The organism is Chitinophaga terrae (ex Kim and Jung 2007), from assembly GCF_900107795.1.
GTDB lineage: Bacteria > Bacteroidota > Bacteroidia > Chitinophagales > Chitinophagaceae > Chitinophaga > Chitinophaga terrae.
On record NZ_FNRL01000017.1, the window covers coordinates 58,005 to 75,062 of the forward strand.

Below are 17,058 nucleotides of genomic sequence, written 5' to 3' on the forward strand. Positions count from 1 at the left end.
CAAGGGTAGCTGAAGGAACGTAATTAACCAATATGTTGGTTGGGAGGCGGGGCGTGTATTTCCTGGGCAGGATTGCTTGGAATATCTTCCATTAAATGAATGTAGTTAGTGCCGTGCAGAAGAACCAGGCTAAAATCGAGATTATCATCATATTGCTTGCAGAATTTTAATTCCTTCGCAATTTTGACAAGATCAACCCCACAATCTACAGGATGCTCTTCTACAATCTGATTTTTATACAGCAGCTTTCCTACCTCCTTGATTGGAAGTAATTGAGACACCATCAGTGTCAATAGAAATATGCCGATAATCCTCTTCATGCAACTATAACCTGCTACAAAAATAGTTGAGGCGCATCAAAAATGATAAATTGTGTAATTAAAATAATGTTAAAGCATTTTAACATACTAAAATTAACTATAAAGTTTGGAAAAATTCCACTTATCCTGGATAATTACCGTTTATCAATATTTCATCTTGCGGTCGCTACGTTTATTTTCACACAATTAATTGTAAATTAATGACTTATTACTAATTAATAGTAACTTTCTAAGCAAGTTATTTTGCTTTGTATGGTATTGTGTATTGCATAGTAGTAAATATTCTCTACCTTTGTTTCAGAAAGTTGATAAAATAGCTATAACAACAACTATCAAAAACCACCATTTTTTAAAGCACACTAGCCATGAATATAGATAACACACAATCGCAGATGAGGAAGGGGGTGCTAGAGTTTTGCATATTATCCATCATAAAACAGGGTGAAGTTTATCCTTCAGACATTATCGAAAAGATGAAAGAGGCGAAGCTCGATATCCTGGAAGGAACTCTGTATCCTCTTCTAACCCGTCTAAAAAACGCCGAGCTATTAACCTATCGATGGGTAGAAAGCAGCTCCGGACCGCCAAGGAAATATTTTTCGATGACAGAGAAAGGAGAAGTTTTTTACAAAGAACTGGAAAGTACATGGAACGAATTGGCTAACGCAGTTCATCAATTAACGCAAAACAGTACACCTCTTTAACCGGAGAAGACCTAAACCTAAAACCTAAATCAAGAGCAAAATGAAAAAGATCATCAATATAAACCTGGCCGGGCGGCTGATACCGATCGAGGACAGTGCCTACGAGATACTGAGTCAGTATCTTGGCAGCCTTAAAAAGTACTTCTCAAAAGAAGAAGGAGGGGATGAAATTGTTGCTGATATTGAGAGTCGTATTGCCGAACTGTTCCAGGATAAACTAAAGAAAGGAGCGCACTGCATCACTGATGATGATATCAATGCAGTGAAAGCCTCTATGGGTACGCCTGAACAGTTTGACGACGCCAATTCATCATCTGCTTTCACGGAAGAAAAGAAAGCTGCAAATGAAGACGCTTACGCGCCACGCCCCCGCAAACGCCTGTACCGGGACCCTGAAAATAAAGTACTCAGTGGCGTATGTGCCGGTTTAGGCGCCTACTTTAATATAGATCCTGTTATTTTCCGCGTCATTTTCGCCCTGCTGGCTGTTGGCGGCTTTGGTACCGGCGTATTGGTATACTTCATCCTGTGGGTAGCTACCCCGGTTGCAGATACTGCTGCCGAAAAACTGGAGATGAGAGGAGAAAGAGTAGACCTGAATAGTATTAAAAATACCATCCAGGACGAACTGAATCAAATGAAAGGTCAGGTTAAAAATGTAGGAGATGATATCCGAAATTTTTCTCAGGGCCGCGGAAAGCAAATAGGTAACGACCTGGAAAGCTTTTTTGTTAACCTGGCTTCCGGCCTGGGCAAAGTGCTGGTGTTCGTTACCAAAGGGTTCTTTTACTTCTTCGCCGTAGTAATGCTGATCTGCCTTATCATAACGGCAATCGCTATGGCGGTTACTTCTGCGGCCCTGCTCCCGATGAAAGACCTTCTATTGCAAGGTACAGTTCAGAACACGTTTATCTGGCCGGCAATCGGTTTACTCATAGGTATTCCAATCGTTGCCCTGCTGATTTTCGTGATCAGGAAACTTACAGGTGCAAAGGAAACCAGCAGGTATATCGGTTATACCCTCAGTTTCCTGTGGATTGTTGGACTGATGCTGGCAGGCATTGTTGCCATCTCCATAGTTAAAGACTACAGGAGGGAAACAACTGAAACCACTGCCATCGCTATTCAACAACCTTCCAACGGCAAACTGATCCTGAAGAAAGCGCCGAATGGCTTGCTGAACGATATGGATGACGACTGGCATATCAATTTTTTTGATAACCAGGCCTTGATAGACGATGATACTATCATCATCAATCGTGTACGCATCCGCGTAGAGAAAAGCATCGATTCCAATTATCATGTAGAATTGAAAAAATACAGCGCAGGACGCAATATCCAGCAGGCAAGGAAATTGGCAAACGACATTATTTTCTCAGTAGAACAGAAAGATTCTATTCTTTATTTGCCGGAAGGGTATTCGCTGCCAAGAGAATCTAATTTTCGCAACCAGGCTGTAACATTGGTTATACAGGTTCCTGCCGGTAAACTGATTGAAGCCGACAGGCAGGTGACTCGCCACTATTCCTTTAAACGGTATAACTACAATTATGAGGATGATGACTGGGGAAATGATTATGACATGGGAGGAGATATTAAACTGAGGATGACCAAAGATGGGTTTAAAGAAGAAGATGAACCTAAGGCCGCAAAAGAACCAGCGCCGGTTCAGCCGGCTCCCGATTCTTCTAATTCAGAAAAAGGCTACCGGTATAAAGGACCCTCCGCTCAGAAACTTGACAAAAGTGTTAAAAATAGAGTTGGAGCAGATAGATTGATCTCGCTTCTCTCTCCGGGTTTATCCAATATAATTAACGGATAGTATTTGTAATATATTAATAATAAATAAGAATGAAGGCCAGGATGTACTCCTGGCTTTTTTGTTTTGACCTCTGGTTATCATTCGCAGAAATTCCCGATCCGATTATTTAACAGCCTGATTAATGTGTACCTTTGCGGCTTCAGCTTCACTAATAAAAAAGGATAGATAGGATGCAGGATTCTATAAACATCGCGCTGGTTGGTAATCCGAATAGTGGTAAAAGTTCCCTTTTCAATGCTCTTACTGGTTTGAACCAGAAAGTCGGCAATTTTCCAGGTGTAACGGTCGATAAAAAAACCGGGGTCGCCGAAATCGTGCCCGGACTTTCTGCTAACATCATTGATCTTCCCGGTACCTATAGCCTGTATCCAAAAAGCGCAGATGAGTATGTCACTTACGACGTGCTGATCAATCAGCAAAGCGCAGATACTCCCAAGCTGGTGATCATAGTAGCTGATGCTTCCAATTTAAAACGCAACCTGCTTTTCTGCTCCCAGATCATTGACCTGAAGATCCCCGTGATCATTGCACTCACCATGATGGATATTGCCCGCAAGAAAGGCGTGGAAATAGACCTGGATGGACTGGAAAGGGAGATAGGAGTGCCGGTTGTAGCCATCAATCCCAGGAAAAGCAAAGGAATAACGGAGATCAAGAAAACGATAGATCTTGCGCTCCGTTCTCAATACAGTGTGCCGCCACGCGACTTTATCAACAACAATGCCCTGGCGCCGCAGGTAATAGACGGGGTAAAACAGATAGTTCCTGTGAAAAGCGATTACGCTGCATTACACGTTGCCGTAAACGCTCCTGAACTGAACTTCCTTACTGCCAACCAGAAGCAGGGCATTCAACAAACTTTAAAGACGAACCATTTCAATAAAACTACCGTACAGGCCGAAGAGATCATGCAGCGGTATGCCCGCATCAAACATATCATGAAAGCGGCGGTAGTGGAGTCTGACCCATTGCAGAAACAATTGCAGTCTGAAAAAATAGACGACCTCTTGCTGCACCGGTTCTGGGGATATGTAATACTCCTGTTCGTAATGTTCCTGTTGTTCCAGAGCATCTTCTGGCTCGCCTCTTACCCGATGGACTGGATAGAGGGCGGTTTTGGGGCATTGAGTGGCTGGCTGAGTCAAATTTTGCCCGACAATAAAGTAACAGACTTTTTCATAAATGGCATACTGGCGGGTATCAGCGGCTTTGCCGTATTTGTACCACAGATCATGATCCTGTTCGGACTGATCACCATTCTTGAAGATACCGGCTACATGGCCCGAATCAGCTTCCTCACCGACAGGTTGATGCGGCAGGTTGGCCTGAACGGTAAATCGGTGATGCCCCTCATCAGCGGCGTAGCCTGCGCCGTTCCTGCCATCATGGCTACCCGCACAATCGAAAACCGTAAAGAAAGGCTGATCACCATCATGGTTACCCCATTGATGAGCTGCTCCGCCAGGTTGCCTATTTATACGATGATGATCGCCCTGGTAGTACCAGACATCCGCGTGTTCGGCTTCCTGAGCCTGCAGGGTGTAGCGATGATGGGACTCTATCTCCTTGGCTTCTTTATGGCTATCCTGATCGCAGCGGTAATGAAGATGTTTGTGAAGATCCGAGAAAAGAGCTACTTCATCATGGAACTGCCTGTATACAGGGCTCCAAGATGGGCCAACGTTGGCACAACCATGATCGAAAAAGCAAAGATCTTCATCAAAGACGCCGGTAAAGTGATCGTTGTCATATCAGTGATCCTCTGGTTCCTGGCTTCTTATGGCCCCGCTTCCCGGATGGAACCTGTACACCAGAAATACGAAAAATTATTGGCTGATGTACCGGAAGAGTCACCGGAGGCGCAGGTTTTAAACAAAGAATTCCAGTCAGAAAAATTAGCCAACTCTTACGCAGGTATTTTAGGCCATACTATCGAACCGGCGATCCGTCCTTTAGGGTTCGACTGGAAGATCGGTATTGCCCTTATCACCTCCTTCGCGGCACGCGAAGTGTTTGTAGGTACTATGGCTACCCTATACAGCGTAGGAGAAGATCCGGAAAACAATAACGCTACATTGAGGGAGAAGCTCTCCAGCGCCAAATGGCCCGATGGGCGCCCGGTATATACAAAGGCAGCGGGTTTTTCTCTCATGATCTTCTATGCGTTTGCCATGCAATGTATGAGCACCCTGGCCATTGTCCGCAGGGAAACAAAATCATGGAAGTATCCTTTGATCCAGCTGGCTTACATGACCACACTGGCCTATATCTGCAGTTTTATCGTTTATCATATCTTCAAATAATATCTTGTACATTTAGATAACTAAATTACAAGACATGAAATGGTATTGTTTCTTCCTGGGCATGATGCTGGGAGTACCAGCGTTTTCACAGAAGGTTGTTGACTCAAGCGCCTTAATGAAGGATGTACAGAAACTATCGTCCGACCAGTTCGAAGGCCGTAAAGCAGGCACGCGCGGCAGCAGATTGGCCCAGTTCTATATTATCGACAGGTTTAAGAAAATAGGATTGAAGCCCTTTCATGATACCTACGAATATCCCTTCTTCTTTCAACCCCGCGACGGCAAGCGCACCATGGGAACTAACCTTTACGGCTATATTCCAGGTCAGCTTAAAACAGTGATCGTGGTATCTGCACACTATGATCATCTGGGCATTAAAAGCAGCAGCGAATCACAGGACTCTGTTTTTAACGGCGCCGACGACAATGCCTCAGGAGTTGGTGGCCTGCTGGCACTTGCGCAATATTTTAAAGAACACCCTCCCCGCTATACCTTGCTTTTTGTGGCCTTTGATGCTGAAGAAGCAGGGCTGCAGGGCGCTAAGGCTTTTATGAAAATGCCGCCTGTACCTGCCGGACAGATGCGCCTGAATATCAACATGGATATGATCTCCCACAACGATAAGAACGAATTGTATGTTTGCGGTACCCGGCAGTTTCCAGATCTTAAGAAGTATATAGACCAGATAGCGGCAGGAAGCAGTATTAAATTGATCGCCGGTCACGATAATCCTGATCAGGGCCATGATAACTGGATCAATCAAAGCGATCATTACGAATTTTACCAGCAAAAGGTACCCTTCCTGTATTTCGGTGTAGAAGACCATCCTGACTACCACAAGGCCTCAGACGAGTTTCAGACCATCAATAAGTCATTCTATTATAAGGCGGTGCAAACCATACTGGATGTGGTGAAGAAAATGGATAGCGATTTGCCGGAGAACAGGTTTAGCGGGGCAAGAATAATGAACTGATACATCAATAAGAAGACAAAAAAGGAGGTGCTAAATGAAAGCACCTCCTTTGCTATTTATAAGGAAATTTATCTTCTTGCATGGAACATTCCTTTAAACCGGGTGGATTGCAACCTGTTGTTGGAAGTAGTAACCAACCTCGTTTCATTTGTTAGCCTGGCCATTCTGCCCAGGCTGCTGGCAGGTACTCCGTTATCCAACAATGCAGCTTTAAGCAAAGGATCATTAAAAGAACCCCAGTCGTATGAGTAGTCATCCTCTGCTTTAATTTCCGGCGTCAGTCCATTGAAATAGTCGCCCTGTCCCTGGCTGTTCTTCGTTTGGAAAGAAACGGCAAAAAGATCATTTTGTCCCAGTGGAATGTCAATGAACCCTACCGGCTTTCCGTAGGTAGTGGTACCTATCAGTTTCGTGTTCATCACCGGTTTCAGGTTATTATAAAGCAATTCGCTTGCAGAAACAGTGCTGTAAGTTACCAGGAAAGATACTTTAGTAGGTTCCCAGCCTCCCTGTTTAGCGAAATTGGCAGTTTTATAGGTAGTGGCTTCGCTATAAAAAATATCTGCCCAATAGTAATTGGGGAAATAGGGAAGCGCTTTCATATTCTTAAACAGCGGGCTGAATTTATTATTGCTGACATTACTGTTAAAAGTCTGCGTATACATCACTGTATTATTTTTGGAAGCAGGAACAAGCCTGTTGGCAAGGTATTCAGCTGTTTCAACTAATCCGCCTCCGTTGTAGCGCAGGTCTATTATCAGTTGTTTGGCGCCGGCGGCGGCAAATGAATCGAATATTGAATCCACTTGTGTTTTAACATCCGCCAACGCAACGAAGTTGTTAAAAACAAAATAGCCGATCTTGGTGCCGTTGAAATCGTACAATTTTGAGTAAAGAATAGGGTTTAATTTATATTCAGCAGAAGTGAGGGTACTGGGTTGTACTATAGTTCCGTCGGGTTTCTTAAAACCAAACGTAGCGCTGTTATTGTAGTAAATGGCTTCCGTCAGCAGGTCGTTAGAGGTCTTTCCATTAACAAACTTAGTAGTTCCATTCACGTTAGTCAGCTGCCAGCCGCGTTTAATCCCTTTTTTATCAGCCGGCGATCCGGCGTAAACATAAATGACAAACAGGGTGCTGTCTGTCTGCCAGCCAACTTCAAAACCTTTATCTCCTACAATACCTTCCTGTAAAGCCCGGGAGGTACTGCCATCATCAATAAAACTATACCTGTCGAGCGGCTTTTTCTTGATAAGCGCCTCAAACATATCATAAGGGGAACTATAGCTATCAGGCTTAAATGCAGCCGAATCAGGCAGATCGTCTGTCCACAGGTAAATATCTTTCGTGATGGTAAAAATACTGTCGTTAAGGCTTACAGGATTAGACCCGTTACCCGGCGGATTGGGTATGGGTTCGTCACTTGTTTTCTTTTTACAACTGAAAAGCAGGGTTAAGACAACCAGGCTGCTGATTATGGTTTTGAAGTGTCGATTTCTTTGCATGTTCCCAATTTAGATGATAAAGGTATAATTTATAATAACGGCCGGGAATGGTTGATTATTTGCTAACGGATATAAAAACCTTCTATGCCCAGTTCCTCCGGCAATACGCCGTTGTTGCGAAGGCCAACATTTACACGGTCCCTCCATCTCATTTGTTCGGTTCTGTTCAGGCCATGATCCGTTTCTTCATCGAACCGGTACTGTAGTTTATTCATTTCCCGGAACGACTCCAGGTACTGGTACTGTATGACGCTGTCATAGTCGCCGCGGTTTAATGGAGTCTGTCGTAATTTTTGTTTAAACCGCTCTGTCACCAGTTTAGTGATGTCGAAATGTATCTGTTCATGGGCCAGGGCATAGCTGTTCCTGTAGCTTGGAAGTACCCATGAAGCGCTTTTTATCAGGAAAACCTCGATGCTTAAAGTGATCCTGAGCGTATCGTGCTGCAGGCGGCTATTTCCTTCATAAGCAAAGCTGCTGTAGGAAACGGCGGCGCTTTTGGGATTCGGGGGAACCTGCCCCTTGAAATCATCCCATTGCAGGGGGCGGGCAGAGTTGTAAAATAGCGTATCTGAATTGATGGAATCTTTTACCTGTTTGTCTTTGAATTCCAGGATGATCACTGCGGGTTTGACTGCCGTATCAGTACGGAAGTGTTGATGAAAAGGCAATATCAACCAGAGCAGCGCTATGTACAAAGAAGATAACATCAGGAAAGAGAGCCGAATAAAATTAAGGTATGTAGATTAATCAATTTCCCGGCCTGAAAACTTTTGCGATTCTATAACATTTCAGGGCATTATTGAGGCAGCTATTTTCTTCTAAAACGGGCTTTTTTCCGTAATTTACGATTGACCAAAACAATCGCACATGTACGGGGCAGGATATATCTTCGATGAACCCAACAGGAAGCCGTTGCCTGAACAGCAGGACGATCCTGAAAAACTGGCTGTTTTTGAGGCAAGGATCGCCAGGGGCGAAAAAATTGAACCCGGCGACTGGATGCCTGCTGAATACAGGAGGCAGCTGATCCGCCTGATAGAACAACATGCACACTCCGAGATCATCGGCGCGCTTCCTGAAGGAACCTGGATCACCCGGGCGCCTGGGTTTAAACGCAAACTGGCGCTGATCGCGAAGGTCCAGGATGAGATCGGCCACGGACAACTATTGTACAATGCGGCCGAAACCCTTGGCAAAAGCCGGGAGACTATGATCAACGACCTGCTAAGCGGGAAATCCAAGTATTCGAATGTCTTTAACTATCCTGCTAAAACCTGGGCCGACGTTGCCGTTATAGGCTTCCTGATCGACGCTGCGGCCATCGTTAACCAGGTGGCTAACTCCAAAGGTTCTTACGGCCCTTATTGCCGGGCGCTGGAAAGGATCTGTTATGAAGAAAGTTTTCACCTGAAACAAGGGCACGACGCCTTTATAGAACTGGCTACCGGTACCCCCGCGCAACGGACTATGTTACAGGATGCTTTAAATCGCTGGTGGCAACCAATCATGCACTTTTTCGGACCTCCGGATAAGGCGTCCAGCCATAGTGAAAAACTTATGCAGTGGAAGGTAAAAATGGCCAGCAACGATGATATGAGGAACCAGTTCCTGGATATGTATGTACCTAAGATCTGGGAATTAGGTCTTACGCTTCCTGATCCGGCCCTGAAAAAGAATGAAGAAACAAAGAAATGGGAATATACAGACCCGGATTGGAACGAGTTCTTTAAAGTGATCAACGGGGGAGGGCCATGTAACGAAGAAAGGCTGCAGGTACGTAAATGGGCCGAAGAAAACGGGCGATGGGTTCGCAAAGCGCTGATGCAGCCAGGTGATAAAAAAGCATTTCCCGTAGCCTAGCTATCTCACAACAAAATTCTTAACACATTCATGTCTAACGATTCATTAGATCCCAGGGTCAACAGGCTGAAACTGGGAAATGCCGGGGAGGCAGTAAGGGTAGAGGAAGGAGAGAACTGGAACAGTTATGAAGTTTTTCACCAGGAAAAAAGAGGGGCGCACCACGAACATGTAGGATGCGTACATGCTCCAAACAGGGAACTGGCCCTGATCTTCGCCAAAGAGCAGTTTGCCAGAAGAAAGAAATGCGTCAACCTCTGGGTTGTAAGAAGTGCGGACATATTGGCTTTTGATGTGGAAGACGAGGATATGTTTGCCAACAACGCCGAGAAAAATTACAGGGACGCCAGTGGCTTCAAGGTGATGGAAAAAATTAACAAGTACAAACAATCGAAAAAATGAATCCTGAAGCTATAAAAGACCTGGTCATCAAAATGGCAGATGATGAACTGATCCTCGGTCATCGGAATTCCGAATGGACGGGTTTAGGCCCCGTAATGGAAGAAGATATTGCCTTTTCGTCTATGGCCCAGGATAAGATCGGCCATGCGTGGGCCTTATACCAGGTCCTTCACGAACAGTTGAACGGAACGGACCCTGACAGGTTCGCCTTTTTGCGCAAAGAAAATGAATACCGTTGTTCACAGTTCGTGGAAATGCCCAACGGAAGCTACGACTTCAGTTTAATGCGTCATTTCCTCTTTGATCATGCCGAAACGGTAAGATATGAAAGCCTTGCCGCCAGCGCTTTTGAACCGCTAAAAACACTGGCGTTGAAGATCAGGGGCGAATTGAAATACCATACCCTGCATGCAAATGCCTGGGTATTGCAGTTGAGCCAGGCTGGTGAAGAAAGCCATGCCCGGATGCAGCAGGCGCTTAACGAGGCAATCGGTTTAGCCCTGGGGATATTTGAGCCGTCGGAACACTGGGAAGACGAATTGATCTCAGGTCAGATTTATCCCGGCGAAGTTGCATTGCGTCAGCGCTGGGAGGAACGGATTTTACCGGTATTAACTCAGGCGGGCCTTTCGCTGCCCGACCTGGGAAGAGTGGAGCCAATCTATGGAGGAAGGAAAGGGTACCATACCGTTCATTTGTTGCCACTCTTAAATGAAATGAGCGAGGTTTATAAACTGGATACGGAGGCCAGTTGGTAACATGGCGTCTAAAGAATCCATATATAAAGCATTGGAAGAGGTGATGGACCCGGAAATCCCTGTACTGAGCGTAATTGACCTGGGGATGATCACCGATGTGCAAACGGGAGACGAGATCGTCGTAAAAATGATTCCCACTTTTGCAGCCTGCCCTGCTATCAGTTACCTGCAATCCAATATCAAAAAGGTGTTGGAAGAAAAACTGAAGATGCCTGTCAGCGTGTTGATCGATAAATCTGTTAACTGGGCCAGCAGCAGGATGACCCAGGCCGGAAGAGAGAAGTTAAAGAATTACGGGATCGCGCCTCCGCCCCGGGAGCAGCAAAGCGACCCATTGTTAACGATTGCCAGCCAGGTGCCTTGCCCGCATTGCGGAAGCCGGGAAACTTATTTGCGTTCTCCGTTTGGCGCGACCTTGTGCAGGGCTATGCATTACTGCAAATCCTGCGGGCAGGTGTTCGAGCAATTTAAACCCCTGGATTAAGACGGAATACACTGTTTCCCGTATTAATACCTATTTTTACGCATTATTAGCGCCTATAACGGCAATTTATAAGACGACACATGAGAATAGGCTTGTATTTCGGATCATTTAATCCTATACACACAGGGCATTTGATAATTGCCAATTACGTTGCATACAATACAGATCTTGATAAAGTATGGTTAGTGGTTTCGCCGCACAATCCATTGAAACCGCAATCAGCGTTGTTAAATGAGCATGATCGTTTTCACCTGGTAGAAATGGCCATTAAAGATGAGCCGAAGTTAAGGGCAAGTAATATAGAATTCTCATTGCCCCGCCCTTCCTTTACCGTGGATACGCTGGCCTATTTAGGTGAAAAGTTTCCCACACAGGAATTTGCTATCATCATGGGAAGCGATAGTTTCCAAAACCTTCCCCGCTGGAAAAATTACGAACATATTATCAGGAACTATCCCATTTATGTGTATCGCCGGCCAGGCCATGAAATAAAGGACACCTGGGGTGCAAAGGTTGAACTATTGGATGCGCCCATGCTGGATATATCGGCAACTGATATACGAAAATGGATCAAAGAAGGAAAGTCTGTCCGGTATATGGTTCCCGATAGCGTGATCAATTACATTACAGAGAATAATTACTACAAATGATCATTATTCGCCCTTCTTTTCTTTGTTGGGCTCTGTAGTGCGCTTATAAAGGGTTTTGGGGCTTTCGCGTTTTTTAACAAGGAATTCGTTGCCATAAATATCCAGTAATAAAATATACATGGAGATCAGCAAAGGACCAAATATAAGACCTATAAAGCCAAACAGGCTTACACCAATGATCACCCCAATGATGGTAATTAAAGGATGAACATCAGCTATCTTTTTTGCCAGCAACATACGGGCAATATTATCTGAGGTGCCAACTACCCCGAAACCATATACCAGGATAGCGATGCCCTGCCAGGTATTGCCGGCGGCTAGTAAGTACACGCCCAGGGGAACATAAACAGCAGCGGCGCCGATCACAGGCAGCATAGCCGTGAAGCAGGTAACTACGAACCAGAAAAGAGGTTGCGGTATTCCAAAGATCAGGTAGCCGATCAATGAAACAATTCCCTGGATAATGGCAATTAATGGAATACCTACGGCGTTGGCAAATACCAGGGTGTTGAACTCTCTACCCAATCTATCCACATTTTCATCTTTCAGGGGAATATACTCGTAGAGGGTTGATTCCATCCTCCGGCCATTAACCAGCATAAAATAGAGGATAAAATACATGAGGGCTACAGTAGTTAACGTGTTAAACGTAGCACCCAGGAAGCCGGGAACGATGGCTGTTATCTTTTCCTGTAAATTTTTAAGCCTTTCGGGTGTAAGCACATTGAAACCTAACTGGCTGTCGAGCCTGGCGCTTAGTTCTTTTGCCCCGTTCAGCAGTTCGGTTGAATGGTTAGCCGCATAGGAAACTTTGGACATCAGCAGGTTAACAAGCATCCCAACCGGCAAAAGGATCACCAGGAAGGAAATGATCATTATTACAGTAGCTGCCAGGCTTTTTTTCCATTTGCGTTGTTCTGTAAGGCGGAACATGTATTTGCGGGACATTACATAGAAGGTAACCGCCCCAAGGAAACCTGGAAAATAGGTGTAAGTTTCCAGGAATAACAGTACAGTCAGGAAAACAATAAAAATTAAAAAGCCGATTTGTTTGATCCGATCATTGTCGAGGTAACTCATAAAATGTATTAACGGTAGGTAATGATTTCAAAAAGCAGACCGATCTATCCCACGATGCTACAACCAGGAAACTAAACAAATTTAATCGGCGCTTGTTCTTAAATCGTGGATTTAACAGTACAAAAATGGGTAATATTCATTTATGGAATAATGTTTGTGAAACCTGTTATACGTTAAAAAAATTTCTTCATCTCAAAAAAAACTAATCATGAGTAACAGTTCAAAAGCCGTGGTTTCATTTATCGTAGGTGCAGCAGTGGGTGTAGCGGTTGGTTATTTTCTGAATTCTGACAAAAAAGACGAATTGCTGGAAAAACTGAAAGACCAGTCAGACAAGCTGAAAGACAAATGGAGGAAGAAAAAGGATCAGTTCCAGGATGAACTGGAAAATGAGTTGGCATAATCCCCCATTTGAATAAATAATTATACTGCATGGAAGATAATTTCAGCAATTATTTTAATCAAACAGGAAAAGTAGCTAAGGAATACCTGGAAACCCGGTTAGACCTTATCAAACTCCAGGCAGCAGGAAAGTTGTCGAAAGCGTTGGGATTGTTTTTCTCCCTTACGATGGCTTTCCTGTTGTTCTTTTTTGTTATTGTTTTCCTGGGAATGGTCGTAGGCTTCTGGATCGGAGAAATGACAGGCAGCTTTACCATTGGGTTTGGTTGTGCCGCCGGCTTATTTGTGTTGCTCTTCCTTGTGATCCTTATCTTCAGGAAACCATTAATACAGCGTCCATTGGGAAAGTTATTACTGGCGGAGCTGTTAGACGAAATGGCAGATCCTGGAGCAATTGATCAGGACGAAGAAGAAGAGACCCTGGCCGATGAATCAAAAGTCTCCGCCGGGCCGGAAGATCCGGCTTATGTACCAGACGAAGAAGCTACTGAATCTACGTCAAAAGGATAATGAATGATCAAAGTTTACTTTTTATGCGTAAAGTAAAAATCGATAGTTATGAAGCCCTTGATCTGGAAGTAGCGCGTTTGAAAAAACGGTCCCGCCAACTGGAAAAAGAGATCGGAGGGCGGGTAGATTACTTCAAGAACAACTACAAGAAAATGGCTGTAAACGCCGTGATCCCCAGTAGCGCAAGACAAAGCGGTGCCCTGAACGTAGCCATGAATGTGGCTAAGTTTGCGTGGCAAAGCGGTAAAGTCAAGAATTTTGCTACCGGGGCGCTGATGACGGCGTTGGAATTTATAGGCGTTCAGTTGGGTATCAATCTTTTTAATAAAGTAACTAAGCGCCGGCGGAAGAAGAAAGAACCTGAAGCGGAATAGTTAGTTTGCGTAGGCAACTATTGTCACATCAGTTTTAATGGAGTTATCTTTTTTGCTTACGCCATCAAGAAAGAACAGTGCGCTCAGCTTCACCGTTTCGGCTTTCGCGTTGTTATCCGCTTTAAATCCGGGCAGTAACTTCACCTGGCGCAACAGCTCATTACCCAATGATTCGGCGCCGGTTTCGTTTTTCACCGTCTTTGCATCCGTAATGCTTCCATCTGGCTGAACAGTGTACTCAACTTCTACAACTCCCCATTTATTCTCGTTGCGGGCGTTGGCAGGATATAAACAATTTCTCGAAATCTGCCTGGCATATCCTGATTTTCCCTCAGGGAAACGCCTTTCAATGATGGAACTGTCTTTCCGGTGATCATTCAAACTTTTTAATGAGTTTTCGGCATATCGTGTTTCCGGCGCTTTAGTTGCGGAAATCAGGCCTATGCCCAGTGCAAGTGCTGGTAATACCAGCGCATAGCGTAAGCGCTGTGCTGTTACTGAAGGTTTTTGGTTCATCATAACGATCCTGTTTTTAATAAATGATTGACTAAAATGATGTATCAGGGAAGCCTGGTTACGGGTAGCGGCTTGCTTTAATAAACTGTATTGATAAGCGGTGGGAGATCCGGCCAGGGACAGGGCAGCTTCATCGGCCAGGAACTCCAGGTTTAGCTGCATAGCCCTGCGGGTCAGGTAGCTGAATGGGTTGATCCAGAAAATGCTGCAATAAAATGCCGCAAACAGCAGGTCGAAAGTATGGCCCTGTGCAACATGCGCCGTTTCATGATCCAGGATATGCTGAAGCGTGGCTTCATCATGCGCTTCCGGATCGTAATAAACAGTACGCCCAAACGAAAACGGCGCCGGCAGCCCTTTTATCTGCAGGTACCTGTACCTGCCCCTGAAAAAGGCTGTTCCCAGCCCCGCCAGGCTGAATATTCTCCGGACCTGTACAAGTTGGCGTACCAGCAGGAACAAAGCTACCAGGCAATAAACAACGATCGCCAGCGGGAGCCAGGCCAGAAAAAGCACGGTCGATGCCCCCGTACCGTGTACCTGCCCGGGAAGGGCGGGCGCGCCTGCATTATTTCCCCCCTCCAGGTAGTTGAAGATGGCGACTGTATTTCCCGCCTGCATAGACGGCACGGGCAACAACGGTAATACAGCCGAGAGAATAAGCGCTCCAAGGAGGAAATAACGGTTATGCCTATAGAAAGTTGTTCTCCGCAAACCTGCCTGGTAAACAAGGAAAAACAACGCCAGGATCACTGCAGACTGGATAAGGTACATTGCGACGTACATGGGCTACTTTTTTTTATTCTTTTCAATAATTTTCATCAACTCTTCGATCTCCTCCTGGTTTAGCTTTTCTTCCTTTGCGAAATAGGCCAGCATATTGAAATAGGAATTGTCGAAGAACGTACTTACCACTTTTTTCATAAAAGTGTCTTTATACTTCTCTTTCTCCACGATTGGGTAATACTCGAAAGTGCCGCCATATTCGCGGTGTGCAAGAAACCCCTTTTCTTCCAGGCGTTTCATTAGTGTGGCAATAGTGTTATAATGAGGCTTAGGGTCGGGAAGCTGGTCAATAGCATCTTTCACAAATGCTTTTTTCAGGTACCACATTACCTGCATGAGTTCTTCTTCCTTGCGTGATAGTTTTTTCATATCACCAAGGTATAACTATTTTTGTAGTTTAAAAACTATTTTTGTAGTTTTTCTATAAGAAAAATATAAGACATTGATATTTAAATAATTATCCCCAAACTTTTGTGCCTTCACTGCAATTAGCGCAGATATCTATGTTTTTACGGGTTTCCAGGATCTGGCTACGGAAATGGATATATTCTTTATTATGCCAGAGGGCTTTGAAGCTTTCTTTTTTCAGGTTGCCAAGTTTATGTTGTGCATCCTTATCGAAGCAACAGGGCACTACCAGTCCATCCCAGGTTACAACGGGCGAGTGCCAGAGCCTCCAGCAATGGTTGCCCAGTTTATTTTTAATAGCGTAGGTGCCGTCTTCATTCCTGTGGTAGCGGGAATATTTGTCGATGGTCGGGATGAGGCGGTTGCCTTCTTCATAGTCATAAACCTGTGCAGTTTTAAACCGTACCTGGTCTACGCCTATCTCTTTTGCCAGTTGTTTAATATCCTCTATCTGGTGTTCGTTGGGTTTTACAACCAGGAACTGGAAGAATACAAAAGGTTTGGACGACTTCAGTTCTTTTTTCCACTTCACAATGTTTTTGGCGCCCTGTATTACTTTCTCCAGGTTGCCGCCTACCCGGTATTGGGTATACACATCCTGGGTAGTGCCATCAATGGAAATGATAAGCCTGTCGAGCCCACTTTCCACTGTTTTACGGGCATTCTCGTCTGTCAGGTAATGTGCATTGGTTGAAGTAGCGGTATAGATGCCTTTGGAAGAAGCATATTTCACCATTTCAAGGAAACCCGGATTCAGGTAAGGTTCTCCCTGGAAATAGAATATCAGGTATAGTAGTTCCTTATGGATCTCGTCAATCGTTTTCCTGAAGAAATCCTGCTGCAGCATGCCAGTAGGCCTGGTAAAGGCTCTGAGGCCGCTGGGACATTCAGGGCATCGCAGGTTGCAGGAGGTTGTGGGCTCGAAAGAGATAGAAACCGGGTATCCCCATTGTACGGGCTTGCCAGTCCATTTACTTACGAAATAGCTGCTCAATACTTTTCCGGCATTGATACCACGACGCAGCGTGAATTTAGAGAGCAGGTTCAGGGTATCTTTCAGGTTAAAATCGGGCATAAAAAAACGCTTGACCATTGTAAAAGTAGCGCCTTTAAACAAATTATAACCTATACTTGCTGAAAAATTACCGTTGTATATCAAAAATATACGCGAAAACCTCGTAACCCTGCAACTAACTGA

General features: G+C 44.8%; 19 protein-coding genes. 12 read left to right on the plus strand and 7 right to left on the minus strand.

Going from position 1 to position 17,058, the window contains the following annotated elements; translation table 11 throughout:
- Window positions 1–23 precede the first annotated feature (23 nt).
- Window positions 24–320, minus strand: a complete 297-nt coding sequence (locus tag BLV62_RS17770) for a hypothetical protein (RefSeq protein ID WP_089763313.1) — start codon at window positions 318–320, stop codon at window positions 24–26.
- Between the two features lie 365 nt (window positions 321–685).
- Here BLV62_RS17770 and BLV62_RS17775 point away from each other — a divergent pair, with 365 nt between their 5' ends.
- From BLV62_RS17775 to BLV62_RS17790, 4 genes are all read left to right on the plus strand, one after another.
- Entirely contained in the window at window positions 686–1,024 is a 339-nt protein-coding gene (locus BLV62_RS17775) for a PadR family transcriptional regulator (RefSeq protein ID WP_089763314.1), read from the plus strand.
- 40 nt (window positions 1,025–1,064) lie between these two features.
- Window positions 1,065–2,846 carry a PspC domain-containing protein gene (locus BLV62_RS17780; protein ID WP_089763315.1) on the plus strand — a complete coding sequence of 594 codons (1,782 nt, stop codon included), beginning with the start codon at window positions 1,065–1,067 and terminating at the stop codon, window positions 2,844–2,846.
- Between the two features lie 170 nt (window positions 2,847–3,016).
- Entirely contained in the window at window positions 3,017–5,149 is a 2,133-nt protein-coding gene (feoB, locus tag BLV62_RS17785) for a ferrous iron transport protein B (protein ID WP_089763316.1), read from the plus strand.
- 34 nt (window positions 5,150–5,183) lie between these two features.
- Window positions 5,184–6,122, plus strand: coding sequence for a M28 family peptidase (locus BLV62_RS17790; protein WP_089763317.1), 939 nt, complete (start codon window positions 5,184–5,186; stop codon window positions 6,120–6,122).
- A 68-nt stretch (window positions 6,123–6,190) separates the two neighbouring features.
- Here BLV62_RS17790 and BLV62_RS17795 read toward each other — a convergent pair whose 3' ends face one another.
- Together BLV62_RS17795 and BLV62_RS17800 are read right to left on the minus strand one after the other, a co-directional pair.
- Complete coding sequence (locus BLV62_RS17795) at window positions 6,191–7,627, minus strand: S41 family peptidase (protein WP_089763318.1); 1,437 nt, start codon at window positions 7,625–7,627, stop codon at window positions 6,191–6,193.
- 62 nt (window positions 7,628–7,689) lie between these two features.
- Entirely contained in the window at window positions 7,690–8,337 is a 648-nt protein-coding gene (locus tag BLV62_RS17800; RefSeq protein WP_089763319.1) for a hypothetical protein, read from the minus strand.
- Between the two features lie 160 nt (window positions 8,338–8,497).
- Between BLV62_RS17800 and paaA the strand changes: the two genes are divergently transcribed.
- The 5 genes from paaA to nadD all read left to right on the plus strand — a co-directional run bounded on the left by paaA (window position 8,498) and on the right by nadD (window position 11,784).
- A complete protein-coding gene (gene paaA / locus BLV62_RS17805) occupies window positions 8,498–9,490 on the plus strand; it encodes a 1,2-phenylacetyl-CoA epoxidase subunit PaaA (RefSeq protein ID WP_089763320.1) in 993 nt (330 codons plus the stop codon).
- 30 nt (window positions 9,491–9,520) lie between these two features.
- Entirely contained in the window at window positions 9,521–9,892 is a 372-nt protein-coding gene (locus BLV62_RS17810) for a 1,2-phenylacetyl-CoA epoxidase subunit B (RefSeq protein ID WP_089763321.1), read from the plus strand.
- Window positions 9,889–10,650 (plus strand): 1,2-phenylacetyl-CoA epoxidase subunit PaaC, encoded by a 762-nt coding sequence (gene paaC, locus BLV62_RS17815; RefSeq protein ID WP_089763322.1) that lies wholly within the window; start codon window positions 9,889–9,891, stop codon window positions 10,648–10,650. Before BLV62_RS17810 ends, paaC begins: the two co-directional genes overlap by 4 nt.
- A 1-nt stretch (window position 10,651) precedes the next feature.
- A complete protein-coding gene (gene paaD, locus BLV62_RS17820; protein WP_089763323.1) occupies window positions 10,652–11,134 on the plus strand; it encodes a 1,2-phenylacetyl-CoA epoxidase subunit PaaD in 483 nt (160 codons plus the stop codon).
- An 80-nt stretch (window positions 11,135–11,214) separates the two neighbouring features.
- Window positions 11,215–11,784, plus strand: coding sequence for a nicotinate (nicotinamide) nucleotide adenylyltransferase (gene nadD / locus BLV62_RS17825; protein ID WP_089763324.1), 570 nt, complete (start codon window positions 11,215–11,217; stop codon window positions 11,782–11,784).
- A 3-nt stretch (window positions 11,785–11,787) separates the two neighbouring features.
- On the opposite strand, the gene BLV62_RS17830 is transcribed toward nadD, so the two are convergent.
- Entirely contained in the window at window positions 11,788–12,864 is a 1,077-nt protein-coding gene (locus BLV62_RS17830) for an AI-2E family transporter (protein WP_089763325.1), read from the minus strand.
- 208 nt (window positions 12,865–13,072) lie between these two features.
- Here BLV62_RS17830 and BLV62_RS17835 point away from each other — a divergent pair, with 208 nt between their 5' ends.
- The 3 genes from BLV62_RS17835 to BLV62_RS17845 are packed head-to-tail and all read left to right on the plus strand — an operon-like array spanning window position 13,073 to window position 14,150.
- The gene (locus BLV62_RS17835) at window positions 13,073–13,267 is read left to right on the plus strand and encodes a YtxH domain-containing protein (protein WP_089763326.1); all 195 of its coding nucleotides are present in this window, start codon (window positions 13,073–13,075) and stop codon (window positions 13,265–13,267) included.
- 29 nt (window positions 13,268–13,296) lie between these two features.
- Window positions 13,297–13,776, plus strand: coding sequence for a hypothetical protein (locus BLV62_RS17840; protein ID WP_089763327.1), 480 nt, complete (start codon window positions 13,297–13,299; stop codon window positions 13,774–13,776).
- A gap of 23 nt (window positions 13,777–13,799) precedes the next feature.
- Window positions 13,800–14,150 carry a hypothetical protein gene (locus BLV62_RS17845; RefSeq protein WP_089763328.1) on the plus strand — a complete coding sequence of 117 codons (351 nt, stop codon included), beginning with the start codon at window positions 13,800–13,802 and terminating at the stop codon, window positions 14,148–14,150.
- Here BLV62_RS17845 and BLV62_RS17850 read toward each other — a convergent pair whose 3' ends face one another.
- The 3 genes from BLV62_RS17850 to BLV62_RS17860 form a co-directional block, all read right to left on the minus strand.
- Window positions 14,151–15,452 carry a M56 family metallopeptidase gene (locus BLV62_RS17850; protein WP_089763329.1) on the minus strand — a complete coding sequence of 434 codons (1,302 nt, stop codon included), beginning with the start codon at window positions 15,450–15,452 and terminating at the stop codon, window positions 14,151–14,153.
- Between the two features lie 3 nt (window positions 15,453–15,455).
- Window positions 15,456–15,821 carry a BlaI/MecI/CopY family transcriptional regulator gene (locus tag BLV62_RS17855; protein WP_089763330.1) on the minus strand — a complete coding sequence of 122 codons (366 nt, stop codon included), beginning with the start codon at window positions 15,819–15,821 and terminating at the stop codon, window positions 15,456–15,458.
- An 88-nt stretch (window positions 15,822–15,909) separates the two neighbouring features.
- Window positions 15,910–16,935: an SPASM domain-containing protein gene (locus BLV62_RS17860; protein WP_089763388.1), complete on the minus strand. Its 1,026-nt coding sequence runs from the start codon at window positions 16,933–16,935 to the stop codon at window positions 15,910–15,912.
- Window positions 16,936–17,058: the final 123 nt, after the last annotated feature.